The 17,062-nt window shown below is 73.4% G+C and carries 17 protein-coding genes; 8 read left to right on the top strand and 9 right to left on the bottom strand.

Annotated elements, in window-relative coordinates; genetic code table 11:
* The first annotated feature begins 28 nt into the window (after window positions 1-28).
* The 5 genes from ACL00U_RS10110 (at window position 29) to ACL00U_RS10090 (ending at window position 3,476) form a co-directional block, all read left to right on the top strand.
* The gene (locus ACL00U_RS10110; RefSeq protein ID WP_031260283.1) at window positions 29-802 is read left to right on the top strand and encodes an SDR family oxidoreductase; all 774 of its coding nucleotides are present in this window, start codon (window positions 29-31) and stop codon (window positions 800-802) included.
* A 126-nt stretch (window positions 803-928) separates the two neighbouring features.
* Window positions 929-1,456: a phosphoribosyltransferase gene (locus tag ACL00U_RS10105; RefSeq protein ID WP_017888175.1), complete on the top strand. Its 528-nt coding sequence runs from the start codon at window positions 929-931 to the stop codon at window positions 1,454-1,456.
* Window positions 1,453-2,172, top strand: coding sequence for a Type 1 glutamine amidotransferase-like domain-containing protein (locus ACL00U_RS10100; RefSeq protein ID WP_071250994.1), 720 nt, complete (start codon window positions 1,453-1,455; stop codon window positions 2,170-2,172). The genes ACL00U_RS10105 and ACL00U_RS10100 overlap by 4 nt, the downstream gene beginning before the upstream one ends.
* Window positions 2,173-2,177: 5 nt before the next feature.
* Complete coding sequence (locus tag ACL00U_RS10095) at window positions 2,178-2,861, top strand: uracil-DNA glycosylase (RefSeq protein WP_214585180.1); 684 nt, start codon at window positions 2,178-2,180, stop codon at window positions 2,859-2,861.
* 9 nt (window positions 2,862-2,870) lie between these two features.
* On the top strand, window positions 2,871-3,476 hold the full coding sequence (locus ACL00U_RS10090) for a GNAT family N-acetyltransferase (protein ID WP_042539612.1): 606 nt from the start codon (window positions 2,871-2,873) through the stop codon (window positions 3,474-3,476).
* Between the two features lie 218 nt (window positions 3,477-3,694).
* On the opposite strand, the gene ACL00U_RS10085 is transcribed toward ACL00U_RS10090, so the two are convergent.
* Both ACL00U_RS10085 and ACL00U_RS10080 read right to left on the bottom strand, forming a co-directional pair.
* Window positions 3,695-5,116, bottom strand: coding sequence for a carboxypeptidase-like regulatory domain-containing protein (locus tag ACL00U_RS10085; RefSeq protein WP_259495524.1), 1,422 nt, complete (start codon window positions 5,114-5,116; stop codon window positions 3,695-3,697).
* 246 nt (window positions 5,117-5,362) lie between these two features.
* On the bottom strand, window positions 5,363-6,061 hold the full coding sequence (locus ACL00U_RS10080; RefSeq protein WP_017888170.1) for a FadR/GntR family transcriptional regulator: 699 nt from the start codon (window positions 6,059-6,061) through the stop codon (window positions 5,363-5,365).
* Between the two features lie 206 nt (window positions 6,062-6,267).
* Here ACL00U_RS10080 and ACL00U_RS10075 point away from each other — a divergent pair, with 206 nt between their 5' ends.
* Both ACL00U_RS10075 and ACL00U_RS10070 read left to right on the top strand, forming a co-directional pair.
* Window positions 6,268-7,836, top strand: coding sequence for a GntP family permease (locus ACL00U_RS10075; protein WP_042539610.1), 1,569 nt, complete (start codon window positions 6,268-6,270; stop codon window positions 7,834-7,836).
* On the top strand, window positions 7,833-8,405 hold the full coding sequence (locus ACL00U_RS10070; protein ID WP_412873352.1) for a gluconokinase: 573 nt from the start codon (window positions 7,833-7,835) through the stop codon (window positions 8,403-8,405). Before ACL00U_RS10075 ends, ACL00U_RS10070 begins: the two co-directional genes overlap by 4 nt.
* A 17-nt stretch (window positions 8,406-8,422) precedes the next feature.
* Here ACL00U_RS10070 and ACL00U_RS10065 read toward each other — a convergent pair whose 3' ends face one another.
* The 3 genes from ACL00U_RS10065 to ACL00U_RS10055 form a co-directional block, all read right to left on the bottom strand.
* Window positions 8,423-9,340 (bottom strand): L,D-transpeptidase, encoded by a 918-nt coding sequence (locus tag ACL00U_RS10065; RefSeq protein ID WP_412873351.1) that lies wholly within the window; start codon window positions 9,338-9,340, stop codon window positions 8,423-8,425.
* Window positions 9,341-9,422: 82 nt separating this feature from the next.
* Window positions 9,423-11,096 carry an ABC-F family ATP-binding cassette domain-containing protein gene (locus ACL00U_RS10060; protein ID WP_412873350.1) on the bottom strand — a complete coding sequence of 558 codons (1,674 nt, stop codon included), beginning with the start codon at window positions 11,094-11,096 and terminating at the stop codon, window positions 9,423-9,425.
* Between the two features lie 43 nt (window positions 11,097-11,139).
* The gene (locus ACL00U_RS10055) at window positions 11,140-11,439 is read right to left on the bottom strand and encodes a hypothetical protein (protein ID WP_017888165.1); all 300 of its coding nucleotides are present in this window, start codon (window positions 11,437-11,439) and stop codon (window positions 11,140-11,142) included.
* A 37-nt stretch (window positions 11,440-11,476) separates the two neighbouring features.
* Here ACL00U_RS10055 and ACL00U_RS10050 point away from each other — a divergent pair, with 37 nt between their 5' ends.
* Complete coding sequence (locus ACL00U_RS10050; protein ID WP_412873349.1) at window positions 11,477-12,922, top strand: amidase; 1,446 nt, start codon at window positions 11,477-11,479, stop codon at window positions 12,920-12,922.
* Window positions 12,923-13,566: 644 nt separating this feature from the next.
* On the opposite strand, the gene ACL00U_RS10045 is transcribed toward ACL00U_RS10050, so the two are convergent.
* Genes ACL00U_RS10045 through ACL00U_RS10030 form a run of 4 tightly spaced genes read right to left on the bottom strand, consistent with a single transcriptional unit; the run spans window position 13,567 to window position 17,019 of the window.
* Complete coding sequence (locus tag ACL00U_RS10045; RefSeq protein WP_259495537.1) at window positions 13,567-14,352, bottom strand: ABC transporter ATP-binding protein; 786 nt, start codon at window positions 14,350-14,352, stop codon at window positions 13,567-13,569.
* A complete protein-coding gene (locus tag ACL00U_RS10040; RefSeq protein WP_259552696.1) occupies window positions 14,349-15,188 on the bottom strand; it encodes an ABC transporter ATP-binding protein in 840 nt (279 codons plus the stop codon). Before ACL00U_RS10040 ends, ACL00U_RS10045 begins: the two co-directional genes overlap by 4 nt.
* Entirely contained in the window at window positions 15,185-16,069 is an 885-nt protein-coding gene (locus ACL00U_RS10035; RefSeq protein WP_159557981.1) for an ABC transporter permease, read from the bottom strand. Before ACL00U_RS10035 ends, ACL00U_RS10040 begins: the two co-directional genes overlap by 4 nt.
* Window positions 16,066-17,019 carry an ABC transporter permease gene (locus ACL00U_RS10030; RefSeq protein ID WP_159557983.1) on the bottom strand — a complete coding sequence of 318 codons (954 nt, stop codon included), beginning with the start codon at window positions 17,017-17,019 and terminating at the stop codon, window positions 16,066-16,068. The genes ACL00U_RS10035 and ACL00U_RS10030 overlap by 4 nt, the downstream gene beginning before the upstream one ends.
* Between the last annotated feature and the right edge of the window lie 43 nt (window positions 17,020-17,062).

Here is a 17,062-nt window from a genome sequence, read left to right as displayed (position 1 = left end):
CCGGTCACCGACGCAGGAGGCAGATCACATGGCAGCACGGCGCGCAGTCGTCACCGGAGCGAGCTCGGGCATCGGGGCGGCCACCGTCCGGCTGTTCCGGTCGCGGGGCTGGGACGTGCTCGCCGTGGCCCGCCGCACCGCGAAGCTCGAAGCGCTCGCCGCCCAGACCGGGGCGGACACCCTGGTGGCCGACATCACGGACGCCGACGACGTGACGGCGCTCGCCGCGCGGGTCGCGGACCTCGGCGGCGCCGACGTCCTGGTGAACAACGCCGGCGGGGCGTTCGGCTCGGCGAGCGTCGAGGAGTCCGACGTCGACGACTGGCGCGCCATGTTCGAGGTCAACGTGATCGGCACGAAGCGAGTGGTCTCCGCGCTGCTGCCGCACCTGCGCGACCGGGCTCGGGTGTCCGGGGGAGCCGACATCGTCACGGTGACCAGCACCGCCGGGTTCGTCGCGTACGAGAACGGCGGCGGCTACAACGCGGCGAAGTTCGCAGAGCACGCCCTGGTCGGCGCACTCCGGCTCGAACTGAACGGCGAGCCGATCCGGGTCGTCGAGATCGCGCCGGGCATGGTGAAGACCGACGAGTTCGCGCTCACCCGGTTCCGCGGCGACGAGCAGAAGGCCGCCGCGGTGTACGACGACGTGCCGGAGCCGCTGGTGGCCGACGACGTCGCCGAGGCGATCGTGCACGCGGTGGAGCTGCCGCCGCACGTGAACCTCGACCTGGTGACGATCCGGCCGGTGGCGCAGTCGGCACAGCACAAGCTGGCGCGCGGCCCGCTGACGCCGCGCTGAGCAGCCGGTACGCCGTGCCACCCGTGCCACCCGTGCCACCCGCGCCGCGCACCGCGGCGACCCGCGCAGCGCCCGGGCGGCGGGCGCGGGTCGCGGGCGTGGGCTCCCTGCCGGTACCGTGGTCGGATGCCGATCAGCAGCGAACCCGAGCCCGCGGCTCCGTCCACCGTGACCGTGACGAGCGGGCCCGAGGTACTCGGCTGGCTGGAGTTCGGTGACGCCGCACGCCTGCTCGCCAAGGACGTCCTGTCCAGTGGCTTCGAGCCCGAGGTCGTCGTCGCGGTCGCCCGCGGCGGACTGATCATCGCCGGCGCCGTGGCGTACGCCCTCGGCACCAAGGAGTGCGGCTCGATCAACGTCGAGTTCTACACCGACGTCGAGCAGCGGCTGGAGGAGCCGGTCGTGCTCGCCCCCGCCCTCGACGCCCCGAGCCTGGCCGGCAAGCGGGTCCTGGTGGTCGACGACGTGTCCGACTCCGGCCGCACCCTGCGCCTGGTGGTCGACATCATCCGGAACGCCGGCGGCGACGTCCGGAGCGCCTGCCTGTACTCGAAGCCCGGCACCGTCCTGGAGCCCGACCACGTGTGGCGCCGGGTCGACGGCTGGATCACGTTCCCGTGGAGCGCCCTGGCGCCCGTGACGGCCGAGTCGTGAGCATCCACCTGGTCGGCGGCGGGCTGTTCGCCGCCTCGGACGCCGCCGCGCCGTTCCTCGCCGAGGCCACCGCCCGTTCGGCGGCGGTCGGCCGCAGCGTCCCCCGCATCGCCCTGCTCTCCGTGGCGGGCCCGGACGGCGGCAGCCCGGCATCGACCGCCGACATCGCCGAGGTCCTCGGCGGTCCGCGAACAGCCGAGGTGCTCGTCACCGAGGTCGCTGCCGGCCAGGTCTTCGACACGACGGTCCTGAGCGACGTCGACGCCCTGGTGATCGGCGGCGGTGTCACGCCCGACTACCTCGCGGCGATCGCGCCGCTGGTGGACCAGCTCCGCCTGCTCGTCTCCGACGGTCTGCCCTACCTCGGCTACTCGGCCGGCGCGATGATCGCCGCCGACCGTGCCCTGGTGGGCGGCTGGCGCATCGGTGGCGTCGAGATCTGCCCCGAGGCCGCGTCCGAGGGCCTGGACGAGGTCGAGCTCCGCGAGGGCCTCGGGCTGGTCGACCTGACGATCGACGTCCACGCGGTGCAAGCCGGCACGCTCGCGCGGCTCATCGCCAGCGCCGAGGCCGAGTTCGTCACCGCTGGGCTCGCGATCGACGAGGACACCACGCTCGTCGTCGGTGAAGGGGCGCTCGAGGTCCGGGGGACCGGCAGCGTCTGGCGCGTGATGGCCGGCGACGAGTCGGTGTCCGTCGCCACCATGGGCGCGTAGCCGACGTGGAACCGCGGCCGCTCGCCGACCTGGTCGACCCCGGCTGGGCGTCGGCGCTCGCCCCGGTCGAGGACGACGTGCACCGGATCGGTACGTGGCTCCGTGACGAGACCGCTGCGGGTCGGCACTGGCTGCCCGCCGGCGGTGACGTCCTGCGCGCGTTCACGACCCCGTTCGACGCCGTCAAGGTGCTGGTCGTCGGCCAGGACCCCTACCCGACGCCGGGCCACCCGATCGGCCTGTCGTTCGCCGTCGACCCCGCGGTCCGTCCGGTGCCGCGGAGCCTGGCGAACATCTACCGCGAGCTGTCCGACGACCTCGGGGTGACACCGCCCGCGCACGGTGACCTGCGGGCGTGGTCCGACCAGGGCGTGCTGCTGCTCAACCGGGTGCTCACCGTGCAGGCGGGTGAGGCCGGCAGCCACCGCGGCAAGGGCTGGGAAGCGGTGACCGACCAGGCGGTCCGAGCGCTCGTCGCCCGCGGTACCCCGCTCGTGGCCGTGCTCTGGGGCGCCCAGGCCGGGTCGGTGCGGCCGCTCCTCGGCGACACCCCGGTCGTCGCCTCGGCCCACCCGAGTCCGCTCAGCGCGTCCCGCGGGTTCTTCGGCAGCCGCCCGTTCTCGCAGGTGAACGCCCTGCTCGAGTCGCAGGGCGCACCGCCCGTCGACTGGACGCTGCCCGCTCAGTAGGCTCGGCACGTGCTCGAGGAGGAATACCAGCGACGGCGGGTCCTGCCGCGACACCTGCGTGCCCCGGCGGCGACCGAGACGGCCTTCGAGTACCGCATCCGTGCGGCCGAGGTGGGGGACCTGCCCCACGTGCGCGAGATCCACACGCACTACGTCCGGAACTCGTCGGTGACCTTCGACCCGTCGGCGTTCACGTACGCCGCGTGGAAGAAGCGCTACGACGACATCCGCAAGCGCCGGCTGCCGTTCCTGGTCGCGGAGAACCCCGCCGGGCAGATCCTCGGGTACGCGCTGGTCGACGCGTGGAACCCGCGGGACCGCTCGAACCACGTCGTCGAGGACTCGATCTACCTCGGTGCCGCGTCCGGTGGCAAGGGCCTCGGCCGTGCGCTGATGGAGGCCCTGCTGGACGAGTGCCGGTCGGCCGGGGTGCGCGAGGTGGTGGCGGTCATCGCGGACCGGCAGGCCGAGGCGTCGATCCGGCTGCACGAGCGGCTCGGCTTCGAGGAGGTCGGCCGGATGGGCAAGGTCGGCTACAAGTACGACCGCTGGCTCGGCACCGTCACGATGCGGCTCCGCCTGCGCGGGCCACGGCTGTTCGCCCGCCGCCGCTGACGGCACCGGCGCCGGCGCCGATACGGACCTGACGGACCTGACGGACGTCCGTCACGCTCGAGACGCGACTGCAGGGCGGACTGGAGGCCCGTGGCGGGCCCGGCACGCGCCTCCAGGACGTCGCCCGGTCGCCGCCACGGCGACCCCGCCGTCTGAACGCGCGCGCTCCGGCACGTCGAGCGCCCGGCACTCGTCACTGCGGAGAGCGGTCCGAGCGACTACTCGTCCGACGGCGCCTCGTACCCCGCGGACGTCGCAGAGGCCGTCTCGGTGCCGAGCTTCGCGGTGACGGTGACGGTGAGGACGGTCCCCACGTCCGCTGCGACCGGCGTGTACGAGTAGCTCGTCGCTCCGCTGATCGCAGTGCCGTCGCGGTACCACTGAGCAGTGCTCCTCGCCGTCCCCGGGGAGGCGGCGACACCACTGACCACGAGCAAGCCGTCCTGGAACTGGTCCTGCTGGATGACCGGGTTGCCGATGAAGCGCAACGCACCCGTGTGCGGGGAGACGGGGATCGTGCCGAGGTCCGCGCTCCCGCTCGTCGGCACGGTGATGACGGTCGCTTCGTCGAACGAAGCGGCGTCGCGGTACCAGGTCGTCTCGAACGGAGTCCGGGTCTGCGGGTTCTCGTCGTCGCTGCCGAGCGAGTCGGAGAACAGCAGCTTGTACCGGGTCGCGGAACCGAGGTCGCCAGTGAGCCGGAAGTACCCCTGCGCGTCGGTCTCGTTCGGACCCGACCTCGGCCCGACGAACTGGTCGGTGCCCGGATCGAAGCGCATCGGGACCATGGTGAGTGCGGGGACACCGTTCCCCGCGGCGTCGACCACCCGCCCGCTCACGAACGGCGTGACGGACAGCGCGAAGTCGATGTCGGGCTTCGTGGAGGCCGGGACCAGCGGGACCGGCGTCGCGGCACCCTGCGTGGAGGCGTGGTCCCACCACTGCGTGCTGTACCGGATCGGGAAACCGTGCGCGTCGGGGTGCGCGGAGTCGTAGAAGCCCGCGCTGATGACGTCGTTCGTCGTCGTCAGTTGGTCGAGGGTGTAGCTGCCGTCGGCGGCCGTGGTCGTGTGGCTGTTCGAGAAGCCACCCACCGGGTTCGCCGACACCGACGCGCCGGCGATCGGCGTGCCGTCGGCGGTGGTCACCGTGCCCGAGACCGCCGCGCCCCGAGCGAGTTCGTCGTCGGCGACCGCCGTCGGGTGGGCTGCAGTCAGTGTGACCTTGGTCGAGTCACTCGACAGGAGCGTGTGGCCGAGGTACTCCACGACGTAGTCGTGGTTGCAGCTGCTCCTGCCGCTGGTGGCGCAGTTGAACTGGACCGTGTACGAGCCCGCGGCGAGCGGGACGTCGTCGGCGCCGCTGGAGTGGTCGTCCATCTCGGAGATCGACCAGTGCCCCGCCGCGTCGGTGTACGCGTACGCGGAAACGTAGTTTCCCGCGAGGCCACTGAGGTAGACCTCGACGCCGGCGAGCGGGACAGCGGCGGCTGTGGCGGACGGTTTGCCGGTCAACGTCCCGGACACCGAGAACGCAGGGTCGGCCTGCGCTGGACCGGCCAACCCGACCAGCCCGACCATCGTCGTCGCGGCGATGGCGATCATCGCCACTGTTCGAGCGACACGGGTCTGTCGTTGCACGAGATTCCTCCGATTTCGGTCGAGGAACCCTAGATGCTCCCCCGGCAACAGGCTAGTCAGGACCGCGCGCACCACAACCCGTGGGGCGCAAGTCCTGAACCTCCTGAGCGACCGCTCATGTGGGTGCGGCTCTGCCCGTGGTGACCAGCAGCTCCGGGTCGAGCGCTGGTGTGGTCGCTCCCTGCAGGGCGGACGGGAGGCCCGTGGCGGGCCCGGCACGCGCCTCCAGGACGTCGCCCGGTCGCGTCAGCCTGCCGCAGCCTCGGTGATGAACTCGTCGCGCGTCACGCGCAGCAGCGCGGTCGCCGCTGCCGCAGCGGCGTCGGCATCGCCGTCGACCGCTGCGCGACCGACCGCCTGGTGCCGGAGCGCCGCTTCGCGCGTCCAGCGCGTGATCGGGTCGCGCGACTCCGACGTCCGGGTGCGCAGGAGCGCCTCGACGGTGCCGGCGAAGTGCGCGAACACGGCGTTCCCCGACCCGGTGAGCAGTGCACGGTGGAAGCGGACGTCGGCCTCCAGGTAGGCGCGGCTGTCCTCGCGCCCGCAGGCGTCGAGCATGTCCTCGGCGGCGGCGAGCACGGCGGAGGCGCCGTCGGTGCCAGCAGTCAGGGACGCCGCGACCGGTTCGACCCCGAGCCGGAGTTCGACCAGCTCGCGCTGCTGCACGAAGTACGCCGGTGACGTGCCCCGCCACCGGATGACGGTCGGGGCGAGCAGTTCCCAGGCGGTGATGTCGCGGACGAGCGTGCCGACGCGCTGCCGGGGCTCGACCAGGCCGAGCGACTGCAGCACGCGCAGGGCCTCGCGGACGACGGAGCGGGACACCCCGAACTCGTCGGCGACCACGTCGGGCCGGACGACGGAACCCGTGGCCAGGTCGCCGTCGACGATCCGCTGGCCGAGCGTGTCGAGCACCTGGGCGTGCAGTCCGCGTGCCGTGGGCATCGTTCCTCCGTGCAGTACGGGTCACGCGGTCGCCGTGACACCGATCCCATCGAAGCGGCAGACTCCGGGGACGGGCGGTTGGCGCGCGGGACGACGTCGTATAGTCTGATTAATCAGATTATTGAGGGTCGGCGTTCGTCGCGCCAGTCCACCCTCGACACGAAGGCGACGGAGCCGCGCAGCAGCGACTCCAGGAAGGGGCGCTGATGCCTCACGCTCTCCCGGACCACCTGCTCGCCGCAGGTGGCACCACCGAGACGGTCGACCCGTCCGGTTCGATCCCGCAGCTGATCATCGCGGCACTCGTCGGCATCGTGGTGATCATCGCGCTCATCACCTGGCTCAAGGTGCACCCGTTCATCGCGCTCACGATCGGTGCGCTCGGCGTCGGTATCGGTGCAGGGCTCGCTCCGGACAAGGCGGTCACCAGCTTCGGCGACGGCTTCGGCGCGACCATGACGAGCGTCGGCATCCTGGTCGGACTCGGGGCGATGTTCGGCAAGATGCTCGTCGACTCCGGAGCAGCGGACCGCGTGGTGGACACCCTGGTGCGGAAGTCGTCGAAGGCGGCGCTGCCGTGGACGATGGCCCTGATCGGGGCGCTCATCGGGCTCCCGATGTTCTTCGAGGTCGGCCTCGTCCTGCTCATCCCGATCATCGTGCTCGTCGCCAAGCGCAGCGAGGTGCCGATCATGAAGATCGCCGTCCCCGCCCTGGTCGGCCTGTCCACGATGCACGCGTTCGTCCCGCCACACCCCGGCCCGCTCGTCGCGATCTCCACCGTCGGCGCGAACCTCGGCACCACGCTCGCCTTCGGCATCGTGCTGGCGATCCCGGTGATCATCCTGGCCGGGCCGCTCTTCGCCCGCTTCGCGGCCCGCTGGGTCGACATCCCCGTGCCCGACATGTTCGGGTCGCGTGGGGCGGTCGCCACCGCCGGGCCGGGGTCGGGTTCCGCCTCGGGGTCGGGTTCCGGGTCCGCCGCCTTCGCCGACGACCCGGCGCACCCCGGACGGGAGGCCCGGCGCGGCCCCGCCACGCAGGACACCGCGTCCCTGCCCAACGGCAAGAGCGACTTCACGCGCGTCATCAGCGAGCCGCGCAGCCCGTCGTTCACCGTCGCGCTGATCGGCATCCTGCTGCCGGTCGTGCTCATGCTCGCCCAGGCGATCCGTGAGGCCACCGCGCCGGACGCCGCCGGCTCGTGGGTGAGCCTGCTCGACTTCCTCGGCTCCCCGATGATCGCCATCGGCATCGCCGCCGTCTACGCCATGGTCTTCTTCGCGATCGGCGGCGGCATGGACCGCTCCGCGGTGTCGAAGTCGCTCGAGAGCGCGCTGCCCCCGATCGCCGGGGTGCTGCTCATCGTCGGCGCCGGCGGTGGCTTCAAGCAGGTGCTCATCGACACCGGCATCGGCGGCGTGATCGCCGACGCCGTGAAGGACTCCGGCGTCTCCGTGCTGCTCGTCGCCTGGATCGTCTCGGCCCTGGTGCGCGTCGCGACCGGTTCCGCCACGGTCGCCACCGTGACCGCCGCGGGCATCATGGCACCGATCGCTGCCGACCTGTCGACGCCGATGACGTCGCTGCTCGTGCTCGCGATCGGTGCTGGCTCGGTGTTCCTGTCGCACGTCAACGACGCCGGGTTCTGGCTGGTGAAGGGGTACCTCGGCACCACCGTGGGGCAGACGTTCAAGACGTGGACGGTGCTCGAGTGCCTCATCTCGGTGTTCGGTCTGCTCGGGGTCCTGCTGGCCGGGGTGTTCATCCGATGAGCGGCGCAGCAGACCACGGTGCGACCGCTGCTGCCGGTGCGGCCGACACCGGGCTCGACGCCCGCGTCCTGGTCGTGATGGGGGTCTCCGGGTCCGGCAAGTCGACCGTCGCCGCGATGGTGGCGGAGCAGGTCGGGTGGGAGTTCGCCGAGGGCGACGCGATGCACCCGCAGGCGAACGTCGACAAGATGCACGCCGGTACCCCGCTCACCGACGAGGACCGCTGGCCGTGGCTCGACGTCGTCGCCGGGTGGATCCGCGGGCACCTGGACGCCGGGACGAACGGCGTCGTGACCTGCTCGGCCCTGAAGCGCTCGTACCGCGACGTGCTGCGGGCCCCCGGGGTGGTGTTCGTGCACGTGGCCGGTGACGGCGCGCTCATCGAGGAGCGGATGGCGCAGCGCTCCGGGCACTTCATGCCGACGTCGCTGCTGCAGTCGCAGCTCGCCACGCTCGAGCCGCCGCAGCCCGACGAGGCCCACGTGACGATCGCCGCCGACCGCACCCCGGAAGAAGAGAGCGCCGAGGTCGTCGAGCGGCTCGGACTCGTCCGGATCCCGCGAGGCTGATCGGGTGGTGCCGGTGCTCAGCTGAACCGGATCGGCGTCCCGACGGGCAGTGCCGCCAGGGTGCGGGTCATCTCCGCCGAGATCCGCACGCAGCCGTGCGAGCTGCCGGTCGGGTCCGGGTAGTAGTGCAGTGCGGTCAGCGCAGCGTTGCCGCCGTAGGACGGGATCCGGGACGAGTGCGCCCCGGTCAGGATGATCGGGTTGCCCTGCGTGTACGCGACGCGGGTGTCGACGTACGCCGCCTCGACGTAGGTGGCGGTGTCGGCCGGTGTGGGGTCCTCCGGCGTGCCGAGCCGGGCGGCCTCGGTCGCGGTGACCTTGCCCGACCGGGTGACGACGGACACGGTGCTGGCGGCGACGTCGACGGTGATCATCCGGTCGGTGCGCACCACCGTGAAGTCGGCGGCCCGGGCCCAGGCGAACGTCGCGCTCGGGGCGTCCGGGTCGCCGCCGTCACCGGGGGTGCGGTTGCGGGACGGCGTCGACACCAGGAGCATCCCGCCGTCCTTGCCGGGGGAGCGACCCCAGACCGCCGTCGCAGCGGGCCGGTTGATCGTCGACACCAGGTGGGACAGGGTCGCCACCGGCCGGGCGCGGCTCGACGGGCTCGCGTACAGGGCGACGAGCGGCGTGCGCGGGGTCGCGATCTGCCAGGTGTCCTCCGGCTCCACGTCCGAACCGTCGAGCAACTGCGGGACGACCGCGTCGTGGAACGCCAGCGGCAGCGCGGCCAGGGTCGCGTCGGACGGTGCGGGGGGGACGGCCGCGAGCGTCGGCGTCCGCGTGGCACTCGGGGTCGGTGTCGTCGTCGCCCGTGCCGCGCGGGTCGACTCCGGCTCGGGCTCGGGCGACCCGACGCTCACCCCCACCACGACGGCGGCGACGGCGAGCACCACCACCCCGGCGGTCGTCGCGATCCAGGTGTTCCGTCGCATGGTGCTTCCCCCCTCGGTCGATCCGTCAGCGTTCGGTCGATCCGTCAGCGTTCGGTCGATCCGTCAGCGTTCGGTGGATCCGTCAGCGTTCGGTGACGGTGCCGCCCTCGACCCGCCACTGCCGGTCGAGTCGGACGGTCTCCAGCATGCGCCGGTCGTGTGTGACGAGCAGCAGGGTCCCGTCGTAGGACTCCAGCGCCTGCTCGAGCTGCTCGATCGCAGTGAGGTCCAGGTGGTTGGTCGGCTCGTCGAGCACGAGCACGTTCACCCCGCGGGCCTGCAGCAGTGCGAGCCCGGCCCGGGTGCGCTCGCCGGGGGAGAGCGCCGAGGCCGGTCGGCCGACGTGGTCCGCCTTGAGCCCGAACTTCGCGAGCAGCGTCCGGACGTCGGCCGTCGTGTACTCGGGGACGATCGCCTCGAACGCCGCCGCAAGGGGCTGGTCGCCGGTGAACGCCGCACGCGCCTGGTCGACCTCGCCGACCGCGACGCTCGAGCCGAGCGAGGCCGTGCCCGTCGTCGGCGCCTGCCTGCCGAGCAGCGCCCGGAGCAGGGTGGACTTGCCGGCGCCGTTCGGACCGGTGATGCCGATCCGGTCACCGCCGTCGACCTGCAGGGAGACCGGGCCGAGGGTGAAGTCGCCCTGGGTGAACGTGGCGTTCGACAGCGTCGCCACGACGGCCGACGACCGGGGTGCGCTGCCGATCGTGAACTCGAGCTGCCACTCCTTTCGCGGCTCCTCGACCTCGTCGAGCCGGGCGATGCGGGACTCCATCTGCCGGACCTTCTGCGCCTGCTTCTCGCTCGACTCCGAGGCGGCACGGCGGCGGATCTTGTCGTTGTCCGGGCTCTTCTTCATGGCGTTCCGGACACCCTGGCTAGACCACTCGCGCTGCGTCCGTGCCCGCGAGACCAGGTCGGCCTTCGTCGACGCGAACTCGTCGTACGCGTCCCGCTTGTGCTGCCGGGCGATCTCGCGCTCCTCGAGGAACGAGTCGTACCCGCCACCGAACAGCCGGTTCGACGACTGCGCCAGGTCGAGCTCGAGCACCGAGGTCACCGAGCGCGCCAGGAACTCACGGTCGTGGCTGACGAGCACCACCCCGCCGCGCAGCCCGCGCACGAACGCCTCGAGTCGGTCGAGGCCGTCCAGGTCGAGGTCGTTGGTCGGCTCGTCGAGCAGGACGATGTCGAACCGTGACAGCAGCAGCGCGGCGAGCCCGACGCGGGCGACCTGCCCACCGGACAGCGCGGTCATCAGGGAGTCCGGGTCGACGCCGTCCGCAGCGGAGTCGCCGGTACCGGGCTCGAGGCCGAGGTCGGCGAGCACCGCCGGGATCCGGTCCTCCAGGTCGGCGGCCCCCGCGGCGAGCCAGCGGTCGAGCGCCGCCGAGTACCGGTCGGCCGCTGCGTCGCCGGCGTCGGGGTCCCCGAGGGCCGCCGCCGCTGCGTCCATCGTCACCGTCGCCTCGGTGCAGCCGGTCCGGCGCCCGAGGTACGCCGCGACGGTCTCGCCCGCGATGCGCTCGTGCTCCTGGGGGAGCCACCCCACGAACGCGTCCGTCGGCGCCAGGGAGACCGTGCCGGCCAGCGGCTCGTCGACCCCGGCCAGCAGCCGGAGCAGCGTGGACTTGCCGGCACCGTTCACGCCGACGACCCCGATCACGTCGCCCGGCGCCACCGTCAGGTCGAGGGAGTCGAACAGCGTGCGAGCGGCGTACCCGCCGGACAGGCCCTTGGCGACGAGCGTGGCGGTCATGCGCCCATCGTCCCACGCGGGAGCGGCACCACCGGCGCGACCCTCAGCCCCGCGGCGTCAACCGGCCCGCACCGATCGGCAGCAGCCCGCCCCGGTACTCGAGCGCGTTCGAACCACCCACCGGCACCGAAGCCGCCCCGAACCGCCACGCGCGGTTGAACAGGTACACGCCGATCACCGTGTCGCCGTCGTCCGGCACCGCCCACGTGCCGGTGCCCCACTGCGCCGGGTGCCCCACCCCGTCGACGGTGACGGTCGGCCGGGCGAACCAGGCGAACAGGGGCTTCACGAGCCGCAGTTCGATCCGGCGCTTCGTCGTGCCGGAGGGGAGAGTCGTGTCCACCGTCGAAGGATACGGGCCGCCGCCTAGGCTCGGAGCCGTGTTCGAACTCCACCACCTCTCCGCACAGGAACTCTGGGACTGGATCCGTCGAGGGGAGGCGACCGCCCTCGAGGTCACCGAGCACTACCTGGCCCGCGTGGAACGCCTGGACGCCGGACTCGGTGCCTTCGTGACGGTCACCGCGGACGCGGCCCGGGCCCGAGCCGACCGCCTCGGCCACCTGGTGCCGACGTCGAGACCGCTGTGGGGCCTCCCGTCCGCCGACAAGGACCTGTACGACCGTGCCGGCGTGCCCACGCGGAACGGCACCGCGAGCCTGCCGGAGCGGCCCGCCGCGGCCGACCACCCGCTCGTCGCCGCGCTCGACGCGGCCGGCACGGTCAGCCTCGGCAAGACGGCGTCACCGGAGTTCGGTATGTCCTCGTCGTCCGAGACCCCGCTCGGCGTGACCCGGAACCCCTACGACACCACGCGGGCGCCGGGCGGGTCGTCGAGCGGTGCGGCCGTCGCCGTCGCCGCCGGGCTGCTGCCGGCCGCGATCGGTTCGGACGGCGGCGGGTCGGTGCGGATCCCCGCGGCGGCGACCGGACTCGTCGGGCTGAAGCCGAGCCGCGGTCGTGTGCCGTCCATGCCCGGCCGCTCCGGCGTCGGCGGCCTGTCGGTCGCCGGACCGCTCACCCGCTCCGTCGCCGACGCGGGCATGCTCCTCGACGCGCTGGTCGCGCCGACCGGGCTGCCGGAGCCGTCGCCGTACGCCCTCGCCGCCCCCGACGTCGGCGAGGGGCCGTTCACCGCGGCCGCCGTCCGCGGCGAGGGCCGGTTCGTCGTCGGGGTGCTCGACGGTTCGCCGTGGGACGACACCGTCGACGTGGTCGTCGATCCCGCTGCCCGTGCCGCCGTGGAGACGGCCGTGCGGGTGCTCGGCGAGGTCGGGCACGGCGTCGAGGACGTCCGGATGCCCCGCGTGCCCTACGCCGACGCGTTCCGGGTGGCGTGGGAGAGCTCGGCTGCCCGCCTGCCGCAGGTGCCCGGCATCGACCTGTCGGCGCTGACCCCGCTCGTGGGGTGGCTCGTGGCGCGTGGGCAGGCACTGTCCGCCACGCAGGTCCTCGACGCGATGACGACGCTCGACACCTTCTCGACGACGCTCATCGGCGCGTTCGACCGGTTCGACGCGGTGCTCACGCCGACCATCGCGATGACGCCGCGGCCCCTCGGCTGGTACGGCGACGACCCGGACGAGGACTTCCGCCGCCAGTGCGCCTACTCGCCGTGGACGTCGATGGCGAACGTGTCCGGGCTCCCCGCGATCACGTTGCCGGTCGGCGTGACCGACGACGACCACCCCGACGGGGGCGGGCTGCCGATGGGCGTGCAGCTGATCGGACGCCCCGGCGGCGAGCGCGTCCTGCTCGCGATCGGCGCGCAGCTCGAGCGCCGGTTGCGTTGGCAGCGGCGGCACCCGGCCGCCTGGACCGCCTGACGCCAGGCCCGGGCGGCTCCGGGGGCGCGGGGCGCGGGGCGCGGGGCGCACCGTGCGGCGTTGTCAGGCTGGTGCGGCGTTGCACGTTCGGTGCGGCCTTGTAGGCCGGCTCCGTGCGGGCAAGCCCGCACGGGTTGGCGGGGCGTGCACGGTGCGTTTTTATGCACGTGGTGCGGTGTTGCACGCTCGATGCGGCCTTGTAGGCCGGCTCCGTGCGGGCAAGCTCGCACGGAGTGACGGGGCGTGCACGGTGCGGTGGGCTCGTGTGCGTCTGGTCTGGAGGTGCGGGGCGGGCCGGTGCCGTGCCTCCTGGCTGTCGCACGGTGCGGTTTCGTGCATGTGGTGCGGTGTTGCTTGTTCGGTGCGGCCTTGTAGGCCGGCGCCATGCGGGCAAGCCCGCACGGGGTGGCGGGGCGTGCACGGTGCGGTGGGCTCGTGCGCGTCGGTCGGGAGGCGCGGGCCGGGCCGTTGCCGTGCCTCCTGGCTGGCGCACGGTGCGGTTTCGTGCACGTGGTGCGGCGTTGCGCGCTTGGTGCGGCCTTGTGGGCCGGCTCCGTGCGGGCAAGCCCGCACTAAGTGGCGGGACGCGCACGGTGCGCCGCCGCCCGCCGCCGCCGCCCGCCGCCCGCCGCCGCCCCGCCCGCCTACGGCAGCGTCGGCGCCGCCGCCACCAACGCCCGCGTCACCGGGTGCTGCGGCGCATCGAGGAGCGAAACCGGCCCGTGCTCGACGACCCTGCCGTGGGACATCACCGCGACCGTGTCGCACAGCCGCTGGACGACGCCGATGTCGTGCGACACCAGCACGAGCGTCAGCCCGAGGTCGTCGGCGAGCGATCGGAACAGCTCGATCACCCGGGCACGGACGACCACGTCGAGGGCGCTCATCGGCTCGTCGCCGAACAGGATCCGGGGCGAGTGCACCACGGCCCGGGCGATCGCGATCCGCTGCCGCTGCCCGCCGGAGAACTCGTGTGGGTACCGGTCGACCGTGTCCGCGGGCAGGTCGACGCGCTCCAGCACGGCACGCACGAGCTCGTCGTGCGACCCCGGGACCTGCAGTGCCCGCAGCGGCTCGGCGACGATCGCGCCGACGCGCATCCGCGGGTCGAGGGACGCGTACGGGTCCTGGAACACCACCCCGGTCTCGCGACGGAACCAGCGCAAGGCACGCGCGGACCGGGACGCGACCACCGGACGACCGGAGGCGGCGACGGTGCCGGCGGAAGGGGCCTCCAGGCCGGCGAGCAACCGGACCAGCGTGGACTTGCCGGACCCCGATTCGCCGACGATGCCGAGCCGTGCGCCGGGGGCGACCGCCAGGTCGACACCGTCGACTGCGGTGCGGACCGGGCCGGGCTCGAACGGGCCGCGGCGGGGGAGGCGGTAGGTGCGGTGGAGACCGGTGGTCTCCAGGGCCGGGAGGGTCACGGGGCGGTCCTCCTGGCGGTGGCACGTGCGGCGTCGACGAGCGCGGCGGTGGCGGGGTGCTGCGGCGCGGCGAGCAGGTCCGCGACCCGGCCCTGCTCGACCACCCGGCCGGCGTCGAGCACCACGGCGGTGTCGGCGATGCGCGCGAGCACGGCGAGGTCGTGGGTGACGAACACCATGCCCGCGGGCAGGTGCTCGAACAGGTCGAGGATGCGTGCCTCGGTCGTGACGTCGAGCGCCGTGGTCGGTTCGTCGGCCACCAGGTACGACGGCTCGCCCGCCATCGCCATCGCGATGCAGATCCGCTGCCGCTGCCCGCCGGACAGCTGGTGCGGGTACTGCCGCAGCAGCGATTCCGGGTCGGGCAGGCCCACGGACGCCGCCAGGTCGACGGCCGCCGCGCGGGCCGCGCGACGGTCGAGCCCGCGGTGTAGGCGCAGCGGCTCGGCGATCTGCCCGCCGACCCGTCGCAACGGGTCGAGCGCGGTGCCCGGCTCCTGGAACACCATCGCGATGCCCGATCCGCGGTGTCGCGCGCGCTCGCGGTCGGGCAGGCCGACGAGTTCGGTGCCGTCCAGGCGGACGCTGCCGGTCACGACGGCGCCGGTGGGCGCAAGGCCCATCAGGGCGAGCGAGGTCATCGACTTGCCGGATCCGCTCGCGCCGATCACGCCGACGCGCTGGCCGGGAGGCACGGTGAAGCTGACGTCGTCGAGGATCGTCCGCCCCGTGATGCGGACCGACAACCCGCGCACCTCGAGCCCGGAGGCTGCGGTGGTCGCGTCGGTGCCGGCTGGGCCGGTGGGGCCGGATCCGTCGCGTGCGTCGGCGGTCATGCGGTCACCCCCGGGGTGGTCGTCGCCGGATCGCTGCGACGGCCGTCGGTGCTGCGGTCGCTCGTCGTCAGCCGCGGGTCGGAGGCGTCGCGCACCGCGTCGCCGAGCAGCGAGAGTGCCGCGACGACGAGGGCGATGGCGGCGCCCGGCCAGGTCGCACTCCACGGGTGGACCCCGATGTAGGTCTGCAGGTCGGACAGCAGGCTGCCCCACGACGCGGTGTCGGACCCTGCGCCGTAGCCCAGGTAGGACAGCCCGGCCTCTGCGAGCACGGCCGTGGCCATCGCGAGCGACAGCTGCACGGTGAACAGCGGCGCCGCGTTCGGCACCAGGTGGCGGAACAGCACCCCGGCACCGCCGACGCCCGATGCCCGCGCCGCGGTGACGTAGTCGCTCCGGGCGATCCGCCGGATCTCGCCGCGGGCAACGCGGGCGATCGTGACGCCGAAGGACAGCCCGACGCTGACGATCACCACGCCGAGCGACCCGCCGAACACCGCGGTCAGGAGCATCGCGGTGAGCAGGGTCGGGAACGCCACCAGGATGTCGAGCAGGACCGCGGTGCCCTCGCGCACCCAGCGGGCGGTGAGCGAACCGATCGCGGTGAGGACGATGCCGACGACGCTCGCGATCACGCCGGAGCCGACGGCGACGAGCACGGTGGTGCGGGTGCCGGCGAGCAGGTAGCTGGCGATGTCGCGGCCGGCGGCATCGGTGCCGAACCAGTGCGCGGCGCTCGGTCCCTCCCACTGGTGGAACGGGTCGGCGCGGAACGGGTCCTGCGGCGTCCAGACGAGCGACACGGCGGCGAGCACGACCAGCAGGCCGAGCACGACGACGGCGAAGACCCCGGTCGGTCGGGACACCAGGCGGCGGATCATCCCTGCACCTCGCGCTGTCGGGGGTCGAGGGTGCGGTGCACGACGTCGACGGCGAACCCGACGAGCAGCACGAGCCCCGTGAGCACGAGCAGTTCGGACTGCACCTTGGTGATGTCACGGCGGCCGACGTCGGTCACGAGCATCCGACCGACCCCGGGCAGCGAGAACAGCTGCTCGACGACGACGGCCCCGACGAGGAGCCCGGCGATCTGCACCCCGAGGACGGCGAGCACCGTCAGGGCGACGCTCGGCAGCCCGTGACGGAGCAGGGCCTGCGTGCGGGTGAGGCCGATCGCGGCCGCGGTGCGCAGGTGGTCGGCGTCGAGGACGGAGAGCGTGGCGGAGCGGGCGAACCGCAGGATCACGGCCCCCTCGACAGCACCGATGGTCAGCGCGGGCAGCACGAGCGACGCGAACGCCCGCCCGGGTTCCGACCAGCCGTCGAGCGGGAAGCCCTGCGTCGGCAGCCAGTGCAGCGTCACGGCGAACAGCGCGACCAGGAGCATGCCGGCCCACACGACGGGCACGGCGGCGACGGCCTGTGCGACGAACCCGATGACGGCGCCTCCCGGGCGGCGACGGAGCACCGCGGCGACGACCCCGAGCGGCACGCCGATCACCAGGGCGGTCACCAGCGACATCGCGGCGAGCGGCAGGGTGATCGCGAGCTTCTGCGCGATCTCCGGAGCGACGGCACCGTTCGTCACCAGGGAACGGCCGAGGTCACCGCGGAACACCCCGCCGATCCAGTCGAGGTACTGCACCACGACGGGCCGGTCGAGTCCGAGCTGCTGGCGGAGCTGCTCCACCTGCGCCGGGGTCGACTGCGTGCCGGCGACGACCTGGGCGACGTCACCGGGCAGCACGCGGAGCGTGGCGAAGATGATGACGCTCGCCACGAGCAGGCCGACGACGAGCAGGAGCGCCCGCCCGATGAGGAACCGGGTCACGACACCGATGCTACGGGGATGGAGTGCGCCCCGGGCACGCGGC

Source organism: Curtobacterium poinsettiae, from assembly GCF_047226435.1.
GTDB classification, from domain to species: Bacteria; Actinomycetota; Actinomycetes; order Actinomycetales; family Microbacteriaceae; genus Curtobacterium; species Curtobacterium poinsettiae.
This window is presented reverse-complemented; position numbering and strand designations above follow the sequence as displayed.